At 36.7% G+C, this 17,259-nt stretch carries 10 protein-coding genes and 1 pseudogene; 3 read left to right on the top strand and 8 right to left on the bottom strand.

From position 1 onward, the window contains the following. Positions 1–20 precede the first annotated feature (20 nt). Positions 21–1,148 (top strand): DNA polymerase III subunit beta, encoded by a 1,128-nt coding sequence (dnaN, locus tag BM130_RS08600; protein ID WP_010527432.1) that lies wholly within the window; start codon positions 21–23, stop codon positions 1,146–1,148. Positions 1,149–1,245: 97 nt separating this feature from the next. On the opposite strand, the gene BM130_RS08595 is transcribed toward dnaN, so the two are convergent. The 8 genes and pseudogenes from BM130_RS08595 to BM130_RS08550 form a co-directional block, all read right to left on the bottom strand. Next, a complete protein-coding gene (locus BM130_RS08595) occupies positions 1,246–2,112 on the bottom strand; it encodes a glycoside hydrolase family 16 protein (protein WP_010527433.1) in 867 nt (288 codons plus the stop codon). A gap of 278 nt (positions 2,113–2,390) precedes the next feature. Further along, on the bottom strand, positions 2,391–4,550 hold the full coding sequence (locus BM130_RS08590) for a glycoside hydrolase family 43 protein (RefSeq protein WP_010527434.1): 2,160 nt from the start codon (positions 4,548–4,550) through the stop codon (positions 2,391–2,393). 78 nt (positions 4,551–4,628) lie between these two features. Continuing rightward, entirely contained in the window at positions 4,629–5,771 is a 1,143-nt protein-coding gene (locus tag BM130_RS08585; protein WP_010527435.1) for a glycoside hydrolase family 88/105 protein, read from the bottom strand. A gap of 247 nt (positions 5,772–6,018) precedes the next feature. Beyond that, a complete protein-coding gene (locus BM130_RS08580; protein ID WP_010527436.1) occupies positions 6,019–7,812 on the bottom strand; it encodes a glycoside hydrolase family 2 protein in 1,794 nt (597 codons plus the stop codon). 46 nt (positions 7,813–7,858) lie between these two features. Beyond that, positions 7,859–9,025, bottom strand: coding sequence for a glycoside hydrolase family 43 protein (locus BM130_RS08575; RefSeq protein ID WP_010527437.1), 1,167 nt, complete (start codon positions 9,023–9,025; stop codon positions 7,859–7,861). A 1,087-nt stretch (positions 9,026–10,112) separates the two neighbouring features. Next, positions 10,113–10,628, bottom strand: a pseudogene (locus BM130_RS15660) (IS66 family transposase); the annotation flags it as partial. Positions 10,629–10,813: 185 nt separating this feature from the next. Further along, complete coding sequence (locus tag BM130_RS08555) at positions 10,814–12,757, bottom strand: RagB/SusD family nutrient uptake outer membrane protein (RefSeq protein ID WP_010527440.1); 1,944 nt, start codon at positions 12,755–12,757, stop codon at positions 10,814–10,816. 13 nt (positions 12,758–12,770) lie between these two features. Then, positions 12,771–16,073, bottom strand: a complete 3,303-nt coding sequence (locus BM130_RS08550; protein ID WP_010527441.1) for a SusC/RagA family TonB-linked outer membrane protein — start codon at positions 16,071–16,073, stop codon at positions 12,771–12,773. 324 nt (positions 16,074–16,397) lie between these two features. Here BM130_RS08550 and BM130_RS15825 point away from each other — a divergent pair, with 324 nt between their 5' ends. Together BM130_RS15825 and BM130_RS08540 are read left to right on the top strand one after the other, a co-directional pair. Further along, a complete protein-coding gene (locus BM130_RS15825; RefSeq protein WP_074964349.1) occupies positions 16,398–16,505 on the top strand; it encodes a transposase in 108 nt (35 codons plus the stop codon). Between the two features lie 4 nt (positions 16,506–16,509). Beyond that, positions 16,510–16,980, top strand: coding sequence for a hypothetical protein (locus BM130_RS08540; RefSeq protein ID WP_139217722.1), 471 nt, complete (start codon positions 16,510–16,512; stop codon positions 16,978–16,980). Positions 16,981–17,259 lie beyond the last annotated feature (279 nt).

The raw sequence follows: 17,259 nt of genomic DNA, 5'->3' as shown, positions 1-17,259 counted from the left end.
CACTAAAAAAGATAGAAACAATGAAATTTGTTGTCTCCAGTTCAGGACTTCTATCACATTTGCAGGCCATAAGCAGGGCAATTGCAACCAAAAGTCCAATGCCTATTCTGGATAATTTCTTATTCAGCCTTGATGGGCAAACGCTGACCATAACTGCCTCTGATACTGAAGTAACAATGATTACCACCATGGGGTTGGAAAACACCGAAGGTGAAGGTACTATTGCCATTCCTTCTAAGATCTTATTAGAAACTCTGAAAAAGTTTCCGGAACAACCCCTCAACTTTGACATTGACCTTGAAACCCTGGCGGTAAACATTATTACTGAAAAAGGTAAGTTCAGCATGCCTGGTCAAAACGGGGAAGACTATCCTACCCTACCTGCACTCAATGAAGATAAATCGAGCCGCATTCAATTACCGGCCGAAACATTGTTAACAGGGATTATTAAAACTTTATTTGCCACCGCCGATGATGAACTCAGACCTGTGATGAACGGCATTTTATTCGAGTTTACTCCCGATAACTTAACTTTTGTGGCATCCGATTCTCATAAGTTGGTACGCTACCAACGATTGGATGTTAAAACCGAGTACGAATCTTCTTTTATTTTACCCCAAAAACCAGCCGGATTATTAAAAAATGTTCTTCCAAAAGAAGAAGGTGAAGTGGCTGTATCCTTCGATGATAAAAATGCCTTCTTCGAAATGGAAAATTACCGACTCGTTTGTCGGTTGGTTGAAGGAAATTATCCCAGCTACAATGCCGTTATTCCTCAAGACAATCCCAATAAGGTTATTGTCGACCGTGTTGATCTTTTTAACACATTAAGCAGGGTTTCTTTGTTTGCCAGTCAAGCCAGCAACCTGGTAAAATTGCACCTTTCAAATGAAGAAATAGTGGTTTCGGCGCAGGATATAGACTTTTCCATTTCAGCCTTTGAAAAACTAAGTTGTCAGTATGAAGGTTCCGAAATGGAAATTGGCTTTAAAAGTTCTTTTCTGACCGATATTCTTGAAAATCTTTCTTCGTCTGATATTGTTATTGAGCTTTCAGACCCGGCAAGAGCCGCCATCTTTTTACCCTTTGAAAAAAATGAAAATGAAGATGAACTTATGCTGCTTATGCCGATGATGATCAATGCATAAAGAGAAAATTTAGATTAATATAATCTTAAAATTAACTTAAGGAATATAAAGCAAAAGGCGCCTGTGGCGCCTTTTGAAATTACAAAAATACTTTTACTCATTCCCTTTGAAATACCCTAACATAATCAATTTCATAACGCAAAGGGAAAACACTTTCTGAAGGATCCCCGCCGTTACTTCCAATAGCAAGATTAAGAAGGATATAGTGAGGTTGCCGAAATGGGTTAAAACCACTAGGATAAGTTGTAGAATTGATGTCGATTTCGTTCAACAACTCATCATCCAAATAGATTTTAATAAAATTGTGTGTCCACTCCATTTTCCATATATGAAATTTTTCAGGCCAATGCGGATCTTTCTCCAGAAAGTACGTAAAAGGTAAAACACTACTATCCCAAATGGCGTCCCAGGTGTGTGGCTCCCGTCCCCAGGCGGCATTAGCAAGAATACATTGCTTATTATCTTTTAGATAAAACTCCATAATGTCTATTTCACCATTAGAAGGCCAACGTCGTTCCACCCCTAAAGTCCAGATGGCTGGCCATGAACCGCAACTGGTATCAATACGTGCTTTTACCTCCAAAATTCCATACTGAAAAGCAAATTTATTTTGAGTTTTAATAGAGGCGGACGAATATTCGGCAAACTCTCGGTTCTTCCTCCAATCATGACTGTCGGCGACAAAATTGGGGTTTGGGATGAGCTCCCGTCTTCCTTCAATGACGAGCAATCCGTCTTTTATAAAAGCATTTTGTGGTTGATACCACTGCAGTTCTTTATTTCGAACAAAACCCATTTCATAGGACCAAAAGGTTTCATTAGGAATACCGTCCTTATTAAATTCATCGCTCCAAATCAATCGATATCCATCCGGAACCTTTGATTTAACAGTTACTGATTTATTACGTTCCAAACATCCGGATAAAAATATAACCGATATCAATAAAAAGCTCAAAATCTTCATTATTCAAGTTTTACAATTAAGAGCATGACTAAAACAAATTACAAGAGAAAAGTAATGTTAACCAATAGTCATTCATCCTTCATCCAAACTTATTTAATGGATAAAACAAACCTGACAATAAGTTTTAACACAATAAAAGAATGTAAAATTAGCTAAGCCATGCGAGTTCCATCCGACCTATGAATTAGATAATTAATAGAATTATACAAAAAGTGCTCTTCATAAATAAAACTTATGATTGGTATAACTAATTACCGACACTAAATATTAAATTAAAATTACAAAGGGCTAATACCTTCCAATGTAGGTTTAACAGGTAAGATGGTACCATTGTCATCAAATTCCAATTTGTCAATGCAAACTTCACGATGAAATCCGGCTCTACGTCCCATTTTAATTCCTCGGGGTCGGTTAAACCTGTGATAAACAATATACCATTCATCTTTCCCCGGGATTTGAATCACGGAATTATGCCCCGTACCAAATATCCCATTTGAAGGATCCTTTGCAAGTATCAAATTATTATTGGGAATATAGAGAGGTCCGGTTGGAGAATCGGAAGTAGCATATCGCACTCTGTAATTGGGACTTCTGGTATCGTCTTCCGACCAAAGAAAATAGTATTTACCATTACGGTAAAAGACTTCGGTTCCTTCGCGGTAGGTATTATCAGGTGTAATCACCTTCAAAGTGGATCGGTCAATAGAAATCATATCATCATTCAATTTAGCTACCGCCATATATCCATTTCCCCAATACAGATAGTAATCACCAGATACAGGATCGTGAAATACATCGGGATCAATTTCCTGACCATGTTTAATTCCTTTAGGTTTCCAGTCGATAAGTGGTTTCCCGCTATCGACAAAAGGCCCTGTAGGAGTATCACCAATGGCCACACCAATTTTCTGTGCAGCAGTAAAATAAAAATAATACTTATATTCGTTTCCACTCTTTTTTTCAATGCAAGTAGGCGCCCAGGCATTTCTGGGTCCCCAAGGAACATCTTTGGGTAAATCCAGAATCACCCCTTCATTAACCCAATCTACAAGATTGTCAGAAGAGAAAACTTCAAAATAAGTTCCAGACCAACTGTCGTGCCCATCACTAGTCGGATATAAGAAAAATTTATTTTCTTTACGAGAATAGATAATTTCTGGATCAGCATAATATCCTTCCAATACCGGATTGTTGTCAACAGAGGCATAAACTTCATATTGTTTCTCGCCAATTCCGTCAATTTTCACAGTATAAATAACCTGCCCGTTGGAAAAATCCTGCGGTCCCTTAGGTGAAATTTCGGAAGTAAAAAAAGAAAAAAATTGAGGATCAATATTTTTCAAATCAGCACCATTTTTTAGGGGCAGATATATTTTACCCTTTCCGTGATCAAAAACTACATTTAAGGATTTAACATCATCTGATTCAGTTTTTTCAACTCCCAAAGATGCCATTGTTCCCCAGCGGGCCACCAAACGCTTATATTCCTTTCCAGTAATAGGAATGACACAACCATGTCGCGGATGGAAATTCATGGTAACCTGGCTATCTACCACCTTGAAAGTCTCCAAGTCAGTAGATTCAGTAAACTGATAACGTCCTTTCATATAGACATCATACATTAAAATGTATTTATCCTGTCCAATGAGTTTAAAGGTGCCAGCTCCCTCAACAGCATCGCTTGTCTGTTGAAGATATCTATCCAGCATTTTATAACCTTCGGTAAGTTTATCGGAAACAGCTTTTTTAATACCGTTACCATGACCTTCGGTTTTAAAAAAGAGATGGTATTTCCCGTCCTTTTTTACAATATCACCATCAATACAGGATTTCCCTTCGGGATGAAAAAACAATTGTTTAGGTTCGGTCTCAAGCCCTGTAAAATCTTCATTTGCATAAGCATAATAAATGATATCGGCGCCTCCGGGCTGAAGCATGGAGAAATAAATCATGTATTTCCCTTTTTGATCATCATAAATAGTTTGTGGAGCCCAAACCCGAGTAACATCACCAAACTTTTCGGGAAATAATTCGGGAATATTTACAATGGAATGAGTCCAGTTAATCAGATCTTTTGATTTGAGCATAACAAAAGCTACATTGGACCAACCATCTTTGGGAACGTACAAATCAGTGAGAACCATGTAAAAGTTTCCGTCATTTCCCCTTAGGATATGAGGATCCCTAACACCACCTCTCGAACTAATAGTGTCACCTGAAATAACAGGCCTATTGTCATTGAGAGCTCGAAAATTAAACCCATCTTTACTTAAAGCAAAATGGACAGCCTCCTGCCCTGGTCCATTTCCTACAAAGTAGGCAAAAAGATAAGCCTCATATTTAAGATTCTTTTGACAGGCCGACACAATTAAAATTAAAAAAGCAATCGCCAGAAAACCAAAACGCGAAACCCGGAAGATAGAAACTGTATTTTTCATATAATAAATATTTATTGGAATTATTTGTCAACAAATTTATTTTTGATCTCAAAAATAGCATAAAATAAAAACACTACCCTATCTCCTTGAAACCAATCTATACAATTCGGAGGCAGCCAATAGAAAAGCACCCGTTCCGAAATTGGAAGTAGAATTTTTGTCAACCACCTGTCCTGGAATTGCTCTCTCACCTATAGGTTGCACATACCCAATGCTTCCGTCATTTTGAAGTGCAGTTTCTGTTAAATATTCCCATGCTTTAATGGCAGTAGGTATGAACTCATCTTTTTCCAGAATCTCATTATTGATTCCCCAAAGGAATCCATAACAGAAAAAGGCTGTTCCACTGGTCTCTGGCCCAGGGGCATGTTCTGAATCGAGTAAACTCCTGGTCCAATAACCATTTGAATGCTGAATGGATTTTAGTGATTGAGCCATCCGCCTAAAATCTTTTACAAAAGAATTAAAATACGGACTATCTTTAGGCAGGTCATCCAACACTTTGGCAAATCCGGCAAAAACCCAACCATTTCCACGTGACCAAAAATCCTTCCTATTATTTAAAGTCTTGTGTTTTGGAAAAACATATTTGGCATCACGATAAAAAAGACCTGTTTCTTCGTCATACATGATACTTTTGGCATAAGAATAATATTCGTATAGTTTATCTAAATATTTTTCATTTCCAGTCAATTTATATAATTTAGTCATCACAGGCATCACCATGTACAATCCATCGGACCACCACCAATAATCAATTGTATCGGTTTGGATTTGGTATTCCATTACTTCCCTGGCTCTTGCAATCATTTTTTCATTAGGGTCATCAACCAATTGAAATAAATCAATATAAGTTTGAAAACAAATCTGCCAGTCTCCAAATAACACATATTCATCAGTTTCGCCATAGCTGTATCTCCATTGAGAAGGATTGGTTGATTTCGCACCCATCCATTGGTTACGCTCGGCCCATTCACGGGAATAATCCAAATACCGCTTCAATCTCGTTACTTTATATGCTTCAATATTTCCGGTATGATAAGCAGCATTATCCCAGAAGGCACGACCATGCTCCGGATGAGTTTGCTGCCAATGGTCATTGACTTTAATAATTAAATCTTTAACTTTTTGAGGCTCCGGTAAACCTTTATTTTTTTCTCCATTGCATGAGGTAAACAAAAACATATTAACCCCCAGTATAAGAAAAGCCAAATTTCTCATAAATTAATCTTTAGCTAAATATATTGATTTACCAACAAATTAGTATTATAACAAGAAATACAGAACGATATAAATAAAAATCACTTCACATAATCAACCCAAAAACTGAAGATGGATATGGTGGGCAAAGCAGTCAGGATCCTATCGTAACACAAAAAATTAATCCCTAATAAAATTAAATTCCAATACCCTCTTCAATAGTCATACTACCATCAACCAAATTAACCAATATCCATACTTCATTTCCCTACGGCTTATCCTCATACCAATTTTTCATTATGAAGAAGGCTTTTTTCTTAATTCCGTCATTTGAAATTAATCCTTTCCTATTCCATCCATCCTGAATTTTAGGTAATAATCGTCGAGGCGATTTAAAATCCATAAGGATCCAAGGGCAAGTTCCTGCCACATTCATTTTGTCAAACATGGCAACACTTTGAATGTACAATTCTTCTTGAAACTCTTCTGTCCATCTTTGATTTTTGTCACCATGAAATCCTTGCTTAGCACCACCACCAAATTCACTAATAATAACCGGTTTGTCATCAGGAAGTAACCAATTCATTTTAGCACATTTCTCGGGCAATCCATCATACCAACCGATGTAAGAATTAAAACTGATTACGTCAACTATATTCATGAGTGGATCCTTAATAGAAGGGGTAAAAGGATCATGGTAATCTTTTTCCATAGCCATACTGATCAATCGTGTATTGTCAATATTTCGGGCATGCATCACTAACTGGGAAAGAAATTGATTTCGCTCTTCACTAACCGGAGTTTCGTTGGCAAGCGACCAAATGATGATAGCACCACGGTTTTTGTCACGGGTTATCATTTCTTCCAACTGATTTTTTGCATTTTGAAGAGTTTCCTTACTAGTGAAATTGATGGTCCAGTAAACCGGGATTTCACTCCATATAAGTAATCCCATTTTTTCCGCTTCCCGCACCATATATTCATTGTGAGGATAATGAGCCAGCCTGACAAAATTGGCATTCATTTCTTTAGCCCAGGAAAGAAGGGTGTGGGCTTCGGCAGGGTTACTGAACCTTCCGGCTCTGTATGGTGCCTCTTCATGAATACAAACCCCTCGCAAAAAGATCGGTTTCCCATTCAAAAAAACTTGATTACCAATAGCTTCTATATGTCGAAAAGCTATTTTTTCTTTCATGGTTTTGCCAACTGTCGAAAAGTAAACATCATATAATTTTGGATTTTGTGGTGACCAAAGTACTGGCTTGGCTTTCAAAAAAAATGTCGCCCTCCCAGTTTCGTCTGGGGTAACAGAAATTTTTTTATTCAGCTCCGGAATATCGATAGTGATGGGTGTTTGCAAGTTGATTCCATCCAATTGAATCCAACCGGATATCTCGTTATATTTTCCCTCGGTTAAAGCAATGGAAAAATCACGAATAAAGGTCTCAGGCTCCTTAACAATAAGGACATCACGAGTGATACCACCATAATTCCACCAATCCGTATTAACCGTTGGAACTTCATCCTTATGCCGGGTATTGTCAACCTTAACCACAATATAGTTTTGTCCTTCCTTTAATTTACCCGTAACTTCAAAATTAAAAGGGGTAAATCCTCCTTTATGTGAACCAATGAATTGGCCATTAAGATAGACTAAAGCTTCATAATTGACAGCCCCGAAGTAGAGAAAATAACGCTCATTATTAACAGGATAGAAATCAAAAGATTTACGGAACCAAACCGTTCCCTCATAAAAATTCAATTCAGGATCAGAGGAGTTCCAATCCCTAGGAATAAACATTTTTTTTGAATCTTCAAAGCTATACTCAACCAAATCTGACTGATTTCGGGGTTTTTGATCCCTAAAAAACCCCCATTTACTTGGCCTCAATCTGTAATCATAATAACCGGTTTCATACCTATCGACTATATAATCCCAATCACCATTAAGAGAAAATGTTTCACGGTGGGGAATATTTGTAATGAGTGGAAACAAATTTTGATTGGCCTTGCCAATAACTGGAAACCAAATCATTAATAGAAAAACCAAGGATCGCTTCATAGTTAATTTTAATTATAACATTCTAAATTACAAAACAAAATAATCTTTAATCAAACAAAGATAAATCCCAATCATTCTGCCATTTTATGACAGGCCTTTCACCTTCGAACCGAAGAGGGAGCCAAACATAACGCCCATCGATGGGATTCTGTGGCACCCATCTATCTGCCATGAAAATGAAAGCATTATCTTTATCTTGCAATTGAAGAACATAAGTACTTTGGGAATAAAAAGTAATTTCGGCATCCTTCCCTACGCATGGATTTCCCAGTGGCTCCCACGGTCCCCAAATGGATTTGGCAACAAAAGAACGTGCAGCATTTGGTTCCCATCCCGTACATCCAGATGTTAACAAAAAATATTTGTTATTGTATTTAAACATGGCAGGGGCTTCATTATGACCTCCAGGTAAAACTCTGACCCATTTATTGGAAAAACTTGTATAATCTTCCGAAAGTTTCGAAATATGCAACGTCAAATTCTCTTCGGAAGCATGAATATGATAAGCAGTACCATCATCATCCACAAATAAAGTCATATCTCTTGACATCTGTCCCTGTTCAAAGTCCCGCTGAACAAACAATCCTTTATGCACAGCCTCCCTCCATTCAGGTGTCCACCATTTCAAGTCTTCCCTAAAACGCATCTTGAGTAGTTCCTCCGGGACATTCATCGGCAAAATTCCAGCATTAGGCCTGTATGAACGTAAATAACGATAAGGCCCCGTAATATTATCACTAACAGCAACTCCTGTTCTAGCTGAGGAATAACCCTGGCCTTTTAATTCCAAATGGAACCACATCACAAATTTTGCTGTTTTCTTATTATAAATAACCTTTGGACGCTCCATCACACAACCTTTTGCGATATCCGATTCAGGATCATCATCCACAGCCAGCGCAATACCTTCGTTTTTCCAGTTATAGAGATCTTTAGAAGAATAACACCTGATTCCCACAAGAGCAGTATTTCCCCCCTTCCCGGCTGTTTTATGTTCTCCAAACCAGTAATAAATACCATTGTACCATAAAATTCCCCCACCGTGAGCATTTATATGAACACTGTCTGTATCAAACCATTTCTTGCCCGGATGAAAGGCGTTGTAAAATGAAGGTTTTTCATTGGTCTGTTTCCTCCCACATGATTGAAGAAGAAAAACTGCCATCCATGAAGAGATAATAATTAGAACAATTGGTGCTTTTTGTTGTATCATATTAATTGTAATTTTCCGGAACGATAAAGTTATATATGGAAAAAATGAATTCATTCAAATGATTAAAACGATCGCTTCTCCTTTATTGATCCTATTAATAACTATTTTTTCACAACTTGCTTCCTTAAAATCAACTAAACATCAACTCACTACTCACCTGACTGGCAGCAATTTACCGCCCTGAAAATTAAAAATTACCAAGGATTTTTCCTTTACCCAAATTACTTAAGAAAAAAGTAGAGTACTTACCATTTGAATAGTACAACATTGGCCTTCTGCTTAAAGTATTCCGAGTTTTTATGCTCTTAAAAGCATTAACTTCGACATGAGTATTCTCAAAAAGTTCCGCTCTAGAGTTCTTTATTTTGCAGTTTTGAGCATAATCATCACCTGCATAAAAACTGTAAAAAACAAAAATGGTCAACTCGTTTGCAAATAGAAATGAGTGTTTCATCTTTTATTTATGTCCTTTTAGAGCTAGAAAATAAATATAATAAGTGAGGCCCAAACTAAGTTTATATTGGCAAAGCATCAGGTCGTCAGCGAGCAAAGTGAGATATGAAGCTATAAACATATTGATAGTCTATCTGGATATAGATTCCATGATTTAACAAGTGTTCTCTTCATATTAAATTTCAAATTAAAAGTTGAAATTATAAATTGAATCACCAAAATATAATTAAAGTTAATCTTGATTAACCAATATCAAAACAAGACCAAATATAAAAAAGAACACAAAGAATAAATTTTCAGAAACCCAACTTAAGTTATCAGTAATTCACATTCAATATGAATTATTCAAAAATCAATGCAAATTATTTTAAAACTCCACAACAACTCCAAACATTAATCAATTGCTTTTCAAACAATTAAAAACAACTAAGCTAAACATTAAACTTTTCACCATATAATAATAAAATCAAGCTACCAAATTTTTCAAATGCAATATGCAATTTTGATAATAGGGGTCATTAAAAGAAATTAGAAGGATAATTTTAGGGACATGTGGCTATCCCGGTTCAAAATGTGCCACCTATTTCGGAGGTCTTGTGCCAGAGCTCTAGGTTAAAATAGTGCCAGTCGTAGCGCATAAAAAATAATTCTTTCTTCCAGGAGCGATGGGACGGATCGCATTCGCAGCTTGGTTATTGTCAATCTTGTAGCGGCCATCCAGATGGTAGCGCGATAACTTATTGAAGATGCTATACGTGTACTTAATTGCTTTCCTGATACGCCCTTTGGAAAGCACTTTCGGATATTCCTTTACAAGCCACTTCTCAAAAGCTACCATAATTGGGTAAGCCAGATGTGTGCTTAAGTCAGCATGCTGTTAACAGGAAAGATTCGCATGATCAGCCTGTCTCCCGACATCATACAGCAGCCCTATTTGCTCCAGGGCAGAAGATGCCCTGGCTTCATCCTCTCTTAAAGCCTCTTCAAACTTGCGGCGCGCATGGGCCCGGCACCCAATGGGCAAAACACCTTTTTTATTTTCGTAAATATCATAAACGGCATTGCCATCAGATTGTATGACTCCCTGATAATCTTTAAAAAGTTGCAATGCGACTTTTTGTGCGCAGGAGCCTTTATCGTAATGGAAAGGAACAAGCTTTGGGATGACTCCTCTGAACTGTCTTTAACGATTATCCGATTTATAGGGGTTTAGACCAGCACAAGTATTGACCTATTGTCTTCTTTTTTTCTAATAGTAAATGTCTCTAGGTTTAAATAATATGAAAGGGAGAAACATTTTAAGTTCCTCCCTTTCCACAATAGAAATAACTTATTTTATTCTATTTTTTCCTCATCAGCAACGGCATCTTCCCAATTATCCCACACAGGAACACTATCATCATAACCATCATATCCAGGATTTTGGCGAAGTATACCATCCCTATTAGAATTTATTGCCCAATTAGGAATTGGCCAATAAATATTATGAGGTGCTATAGTATAAGGTCGGTTACCTTGTTGCCAAACCACAGCTCCCTTATTATAAAAATCATTATAATTACTTACGCGTTGCCACCAATAACTATCATTCGACAAATTGTCTATTGAATATGTTTTGCCAAATTCATCAGCCTTCCCACTCAAAGCAAGACAATATGAAACACGGCTCAACTCCATATGACGCCATTCCTCTAAATACAACTCACGGGCACGTTCATCCATAATGTCGCCAATAGTCACAGTTGAATATAATCTATCACAATGAGAACGTTCTCTAATTATATTTACATCGGCTGTTGCTCCTGCAATATCCCCCAAATAAAATTTTGCCTCTGCCCGCAACAAATATGTTTCAGCTAATCGATAACAATACCAATCGCCTGCACCTCCACGATGGTTGGCGTTTGTAGGGACAAGCTCTTCTGGATCCGGAACATATATTTTATAATGAGGCCAATCAAACCAACACCGAATGGTATCAGCACATAAAATATTTCCATCATCATCATAAAGACGAAGATTTTTTCCATACCATTCACTATCGGCTCTGTTATTGTATTTAAGTGAATCCATCCGCATCCAATTACCAACTTTACTGTTGTGACGCAAATCACCAGTATCTTCAACACCATCAATATACCATAAAGATTGCGTGTAATATGATGTAGGTCGCATATGAGCAATTCCACGTCCATAAGCAGTAACATAATCCAACTTTGGATCAAAGTTATTATCTGCCGGTGCATAGTATCTAATAGCATTTATACCTGCTGGTGATTTTAATTCCCATCTATTGTCAAGTAATGGTAAATAGTTGCGCATCATTCTCATTTTAATTTCAGCATCAGTGCCGGCACGGTTTGGCATCCCAAGTATTACTTCCTTGTTTGCAGGAATACATTTATTCTCTGGACGATGTAAATCCCAAATGACATTACGTGTAATTGGCCAAGTATTTTCCTGAGGAGAAATGAAATTTCCAAAAGGCTCCATCATCAGTGAGTAACCGGAATTATTAATCAAAATATCTGCTTGTTCTATGGCATCTTCCCATCTTCCTGTCGCAAGATAACATTTAATAAGTAATTGCCGACAGGCGCCTTTACTTATCATTCCGGTTAGGTCCATTTCTGATTGTTCTGGAACCCATTCAACTGCTTTTTCCAAATCCTTGGTTATCATTTCCAAAATGGCTTCTCGTGTTGTACTTCGGTAATTCAATTTAGGTACTTCAAGAATTTTCGTTACCAAGGGCACATCTTTAAATTGAAAAACCAAAGCAAAATAACGGAAAGCACGATGAAAATAAGCTCTTCCTAAAAATTCTTTTCTTGTATCATCGTCCAAACCTTCAACTTGATCTATAAAGTTTATAATCGTATTAGCATATTTGATTCCATTGTAAGTTTCATCCCAAAAATAAGCCATTCTGTTATTGTCACCATTGCCTATTCCATTCGTAGGTGTCAATGTATTAGCTATATCAGTAAATATATTACCATTATCTGTCATTGAATAAACCGCCAATTCAGAAAATATATATTCAGTACTTATCGGTAGTGAACGATCCTGTGATGAATAGAAACTCCAATAGGTACGAAGATGACGGTCCGCCATGGCCAATGCAGATTCAAGACCCGCCCTGGTAGTGAATGTTTTTGCTGGCTCATAGAAGGATAGTGGATCTGGTTTCAAAAAATCTTCGCTACACCCTAAAGTAAACTGAATAATTATAATAACCAGCACTTTTTCAGTCATTAATTTAATCTTACCTATCATAACTGTAATACTTTTATAAAGTTAGATTTAATCCAATAGTAAATATTCTAGGAGCTACACCTGATGTCTCAGGATCCCAGTATTCCCAATCTTTTGCCCAAACAGCTACGTTACGAATTGAACCATAAATTTTCAATTTCTTAATTCCATATTTTGAAACAAAGTTTTCTGATAAGGTATAACCTAAGGAAATATTTTCAAGACGGATAAATGAGCGATCATACAGTTTTAATGGTGAATCCAACCCTGCTGGGCCTTGAGCATTCAAACGACCATATTCATTAGTAGGATTGTCAGGCGTCCAATATTTCCTAAGGTAAGCGTTAAAATTATTGTCAATTTGAGATTGATTGTTAAGTCTATTAAGGTACTCACCGTTAAGACTTTTATGTCCCCAATAGGAATATATATTGAAAGAAAAATCAAGATTTTTATAGAATGTAAAATCATTGCGCAAAGACCAATGTATAGGTGGAGCAGTTTGCCCTAGTATTTCTCTATCTTTATCGTTATAAACAGGCGTCGTTGAACCATCATCATTTATTTTGTCATCAATAGTATAATTGTTTGCCACTTTGGGATCACCTGGTCGTTGACCATATTTGGCAGCCTCTTCTACCTCATCTGTCTGCCAAATCCCTGTAACTCGATAGTACCAGATAGCACTTATGGGTTCACCTATAAACCAACCGTTATTTACATCATCAACTTCTTTTTTTCCTATAACATTTCCTTCTTCATCAAGTACATCTTCGTAAACATAGTAAAGGTGCTTAATCTTGTTTTTATTTACAGAAAAACCCAAAGTAGTTTGCCATTCTAGTACATCATTTTTTATATTTAATGAGTTAATTGAAAGTTCAAAGCCTTTATTTTCTACTTCACCTAAATTTGTGGTTATACTTCCAAAGCCGGAAAAACCGGGTAATGATTGGTTCATTATCATATCTTTTGTTGACATAACATAATAATCAACAGTCCCCGTTACACGATTTTCCAAAAATCCGAAATCTAAACCTACATTCCAAGAAGCTGTTTTTTCCCATCGAAGGTTAGGATTTGCTAATCGGTCAACCGACATATAACGATATTGAACATAGTTGCCATTTGCATCCACATAGCCTTGTGTTTTTCCCATTCCAGCACCTAGATTTGCTAGAGCTAAATATGGATCTGCAAGCGAACGATTACCATTTTCGCCCCAAGAAATACGGAACTTTCCAAAACTCATCGGGGACCAATTAAAAAATTTTTCTTTAGTAAAGGTCCACCCAAATGCAGTTGAATAAAATGTTGCCCGTGGATTAGATGTTCCAAATGCAGAATAACCATCCCTTCGTACCGAGGTAGTAATCATATAACGATCGTCGAAAGAATAAAATAAACGGGCTAGCATTCCGTCGGCGGTTTCACGCGAATCATGGGAATTAAAACTACTTTTATCTTTATTCCCATAATAAGTTTCATGGAATCCCAAAGCATCGCTGGGTTTTATGTCCCGAGCTTCAATTCGGTCCTGCCAATATTGTCGTTCCTCAGCCTCTTGCACCAAAGTAAGATTAACATGATGTTTTTTGTCAAAAGTATAATCCCAGTTTATTGTATTGTTAAGGGACCAATCAAAACGTTTTGCCTGTTCTCGATTCACCAATCCATTAGTACCAGCCCAGTCGGGATGTTCAGATGATTCAAAATATCGGTCATAAAACCATTGAAAACGTGGTGAAGCGTTAAAAGAATATGTGATATTAAAAGGCAGCTTTACTTTTCCTGTGAAAATAGAATTAAGAACCGTATATCCTTTCTCCAAATCTTTGTATTGTCGGTCAAAATCACTATTAACACCCTGTGCGTAACCTCCCTCACGCATAGGATGTGCTATCAGCTCTCCATTTTCATCTTTGTACAAAGCATATGGGCTATTTTCAAGTATTTGTCCTTGCCAATTAACAGCTAGATCTCCATCGCTTCGATTTTGAAAGTTAACATTTGCTCCAATAGTAAGCCACTCTGTAACTTTTCCCTCTAACTTTAAGTTGGAACGAATTGCATTATAGTCATTACCTACTACAACACCCTCATTTAAAAGGTATCCAATTGACATATAATAATTCATTCCATCGGTTGCTCCCGATAAACTGACGTTATAATCCTGATTTATTCCTGTACGAAAACTATGGTCATACCAGTCAAAAGTTTTCCCTACAAGATAATTCTCTAAAGTTTTATCTTTGATCCCTACCCGTCTTGCCCAGATCTCATTATCTGATGCATTAGCCTCATTGTTAGTGTAACTTCTCCATTGTTCCAGAGAAATGCCATATTTAGCCAAATTCTCCGAACTTGGACGGGCATAATATCCTGGCTTGTCCTCATAAGTAGTTTGATAAGCCTCATATTTTCCTGTTTCTGAATTTAATCCATAAGTAGGGGCGGTAAACCAGTCTTCATAAAATTGCAAATATTCATCAGGACCATATACCTCACGATTTATTCCCATAGTGGCAAAGCCAATACTTGAAGTAAAATTAATCGTTGGTTTACCAATTTTCCCTTTTTTTGTTGTAACAATTATAACACCGTTGGCCGACTTAGCACCATAAACTGCAGCAGCAGAAGCATCTTTAAGAACGTCTATCTGGGCAATATCATCTGGGTTTATCTCGGATAATTCACCATAAAAAATCATTCCATCTAAAATAATTAAAGGATCATTGTGTCCTCCAGCTGTATACACAGACCTTTGACCTCGAATTTGCATAGATCCACCACCTTTTGCCGAAGCGTCAAATCCAACATACAAACCTGGCGTACCACGGAGTATGTCCTGCACTGTCTTGGGGTTTTCGTCGGCAACATTTTCTGGCCGAATTTGAACAATGGAGCCCGTAAGATCTTTTTTCCTCATAGTACCATAACCAACAACCACTACTTCATCTAATGAAATATCGGTTGGCTTTAAAACAACATCGATTACATCCTTATTTCCAACAGATATTTCCGTTGTTTCATAACCAATAAAAGAAATTACTAGAACCGGATTCTCAATTCCAGAAATATCCAAAACATAGTGACCATTAATATCAGTAACCGTACCTAAAGAAGAACCTTTTAAAACAATATTAACTCCAGGAATTGGTTCCCCTCGTTCGTCAATGATCGTTCCACTAACTTGTTTTAAAGCCTGAGGATAAGCTGCTTGAGAAAATTCTACGCTTGCAAAAAAGAAAAACAATGTCAATAATAACAAGAAACATTTTCCTTGAGAAAGTAATTTTTTTATTAAGCTTTCTGTGATAAATTTAAATGCATCCATACCTAAAAATAATTTAAGTAAGTTAATCCAATTTCGTGTAAAAGATTATTTTATTAGCATCCTAAAAACAGATGATTTTTGATTTATCAAATACCTTTCAAACTTAATTGTTGGTACTAAAGCAGATTCCTTAAGATTTTTTCATAGCTTTGAAATTTAATATTATTTTTCCCAAAGTTATTTTTGCAATAATTGGATGTATTTCAAAATTTCTACTTTTTTTATCATTAACTTACATTTAATGCAAATAATTCAAAAAACAATACAAATAATTTTAAATCCCCACCTAACACCACACTAAGCCATTTATTTTCGGCTTATTAAATATCCCGAGCAACCTTTTATAATTGGCGCAAGAAATATTCAGGGATAGAAGTCTCTCAGCTTAAACGATTAAAAGAGTTGGAAGAAGAAAATCGAAAGCTAAAATAAATGTATGCTGAGGCGAGTCTGGATAAGATTTATTGGGAATAAAGTTTTAAAGCCCTGTCGGAAGAAAGCAAGAGCTGAATACTTACAGACAACTTATAACATCAGCATTGGCAGGGCATGCCGAATAACGGATTTGCATCGCTCGATGTGGTATTTTGAAAGTCAGCGGGATGATGGGGAAGTAATTGATAAGCTCAATGAACTGAGTGAAAAATATCCCACCAGAGGATTTGATGAATATTATGGCCGTATTCGAAATGAAGGGCTGAAGTGGAATCGCAAACGAGTATTAAGAGTCTATCTCTTAATGAATTTAAATCTAAGACGAAAGCGAAAACAAAGATTGCCGGCTCGCGGAAAAGAATCGTTAAGCCGGCCACAAAAGATAAATAATACCTGGTCAATGGATTTTATGAGCGACAGTTTGTTTTTTGGACGAAATTTTCGGGTATTGAACGAAAATTTCGGGTATTGAAACGAGCATGACAACATAGGGTAGTCACAAAAAATGTATAAAACACCTTGTCATGCGAGTTCCATTCGGCCAATGTGCTAAATAGGCAATTTCAGAAGTAAGAAAAAATTAGAATAAAACACAGAAGCTGGGATTTAAATTCCGGCTTCTTGTATTTACATAAGTTTTTCAAGACAGTTATATGGATACTGTTTAAAAAAGTGTGTCTGAAAAGGAATAAAAAAGGTCTTCTCAGGTTAGTTTTACAAACGAAAAACCAAAATGTATAACTAAAAAAAG

The sequence above is a fragment of the Thermophagus xiamenensis genome, from assembly GCF_900112795.1.
In the GTDB taxonomy this organism is placed as follows: domain Bacteria; phylum Bacteroidota; class Bacteroidia; order Bacteroidales; family Marinilabiliaceae; genus Thermophagus; species Thermophagus xiamenensis.
The sequence above is the reverse complement of the archived record's forward strand: the minus strand, read 5'-3'. Positions and strand labels throughout refer to the sequence as shown.

Bases quoted from the DNA above. Each gene is read 5' to 3' on its own strand.
- BM130_RS08585 (WP_010527435.1), bottom strand. From the start codon at position 5,771: ATGAGAAATTTGGCTTTTCTTATACTGGGGGTTAATATGTTTTTGTTT.
- BM130_RS08580 (WP_010527436.1), bottom strand. From the start codon at position 7,812: ATGAAGCGATCCTTGGTTTTTCTATTAATGATTTGGTTTCCAGTTATT.
- BM130_RS08595 (WP_010527433.1), bottom strand. From the start codon at position 2,112: ATGAAGATTTTGAGCTTTTTATTGATATCGGTTATATTTTTATCCGGA.
- BM130_RS08550 (WP_010527441.1), bottom strand. From the start codon at position 16,073: ATGGATGCATTTAAATTTATCACAGAAAGCTTAATAAAAAAATTACTT.
- dnaN (WP_010527432.1), top strand. From the start codon at position 21: ATGAAATTTGTTGTCTCCAGTTCAGGACTTCTATCACATTTGCAGGCC.
- BM130_RS08555 (WP_010527440.1), bottom strand. From the start codon at position 12,757: ATGATAGGTAAGATTAAATTAATGACTGAAAAAGTGCTGGTTATTATA.
- BM130_RS08590 (WP_010527434.1), bottom strand. From the start codon at position 4,550: ATGAAAAATACAGTTTCTATCTTCCGGGTTTCGCGTTTTGGTTTTCTG.
- BM130_RS08575 (WP_010527437.1), bottom strand. From the start codon at position 9,025: ATGATACAACAAAAAGCACCAATTGTTCTAATTATTATCTCTTCATGG.
- BM130_RS08540 (WP_139217722.1), top strand. From the start codon at position 16,510: ATGCTGAGGCGAGTCTGGATAAGATTTATTGGGAATAAAGTTTTAAAG.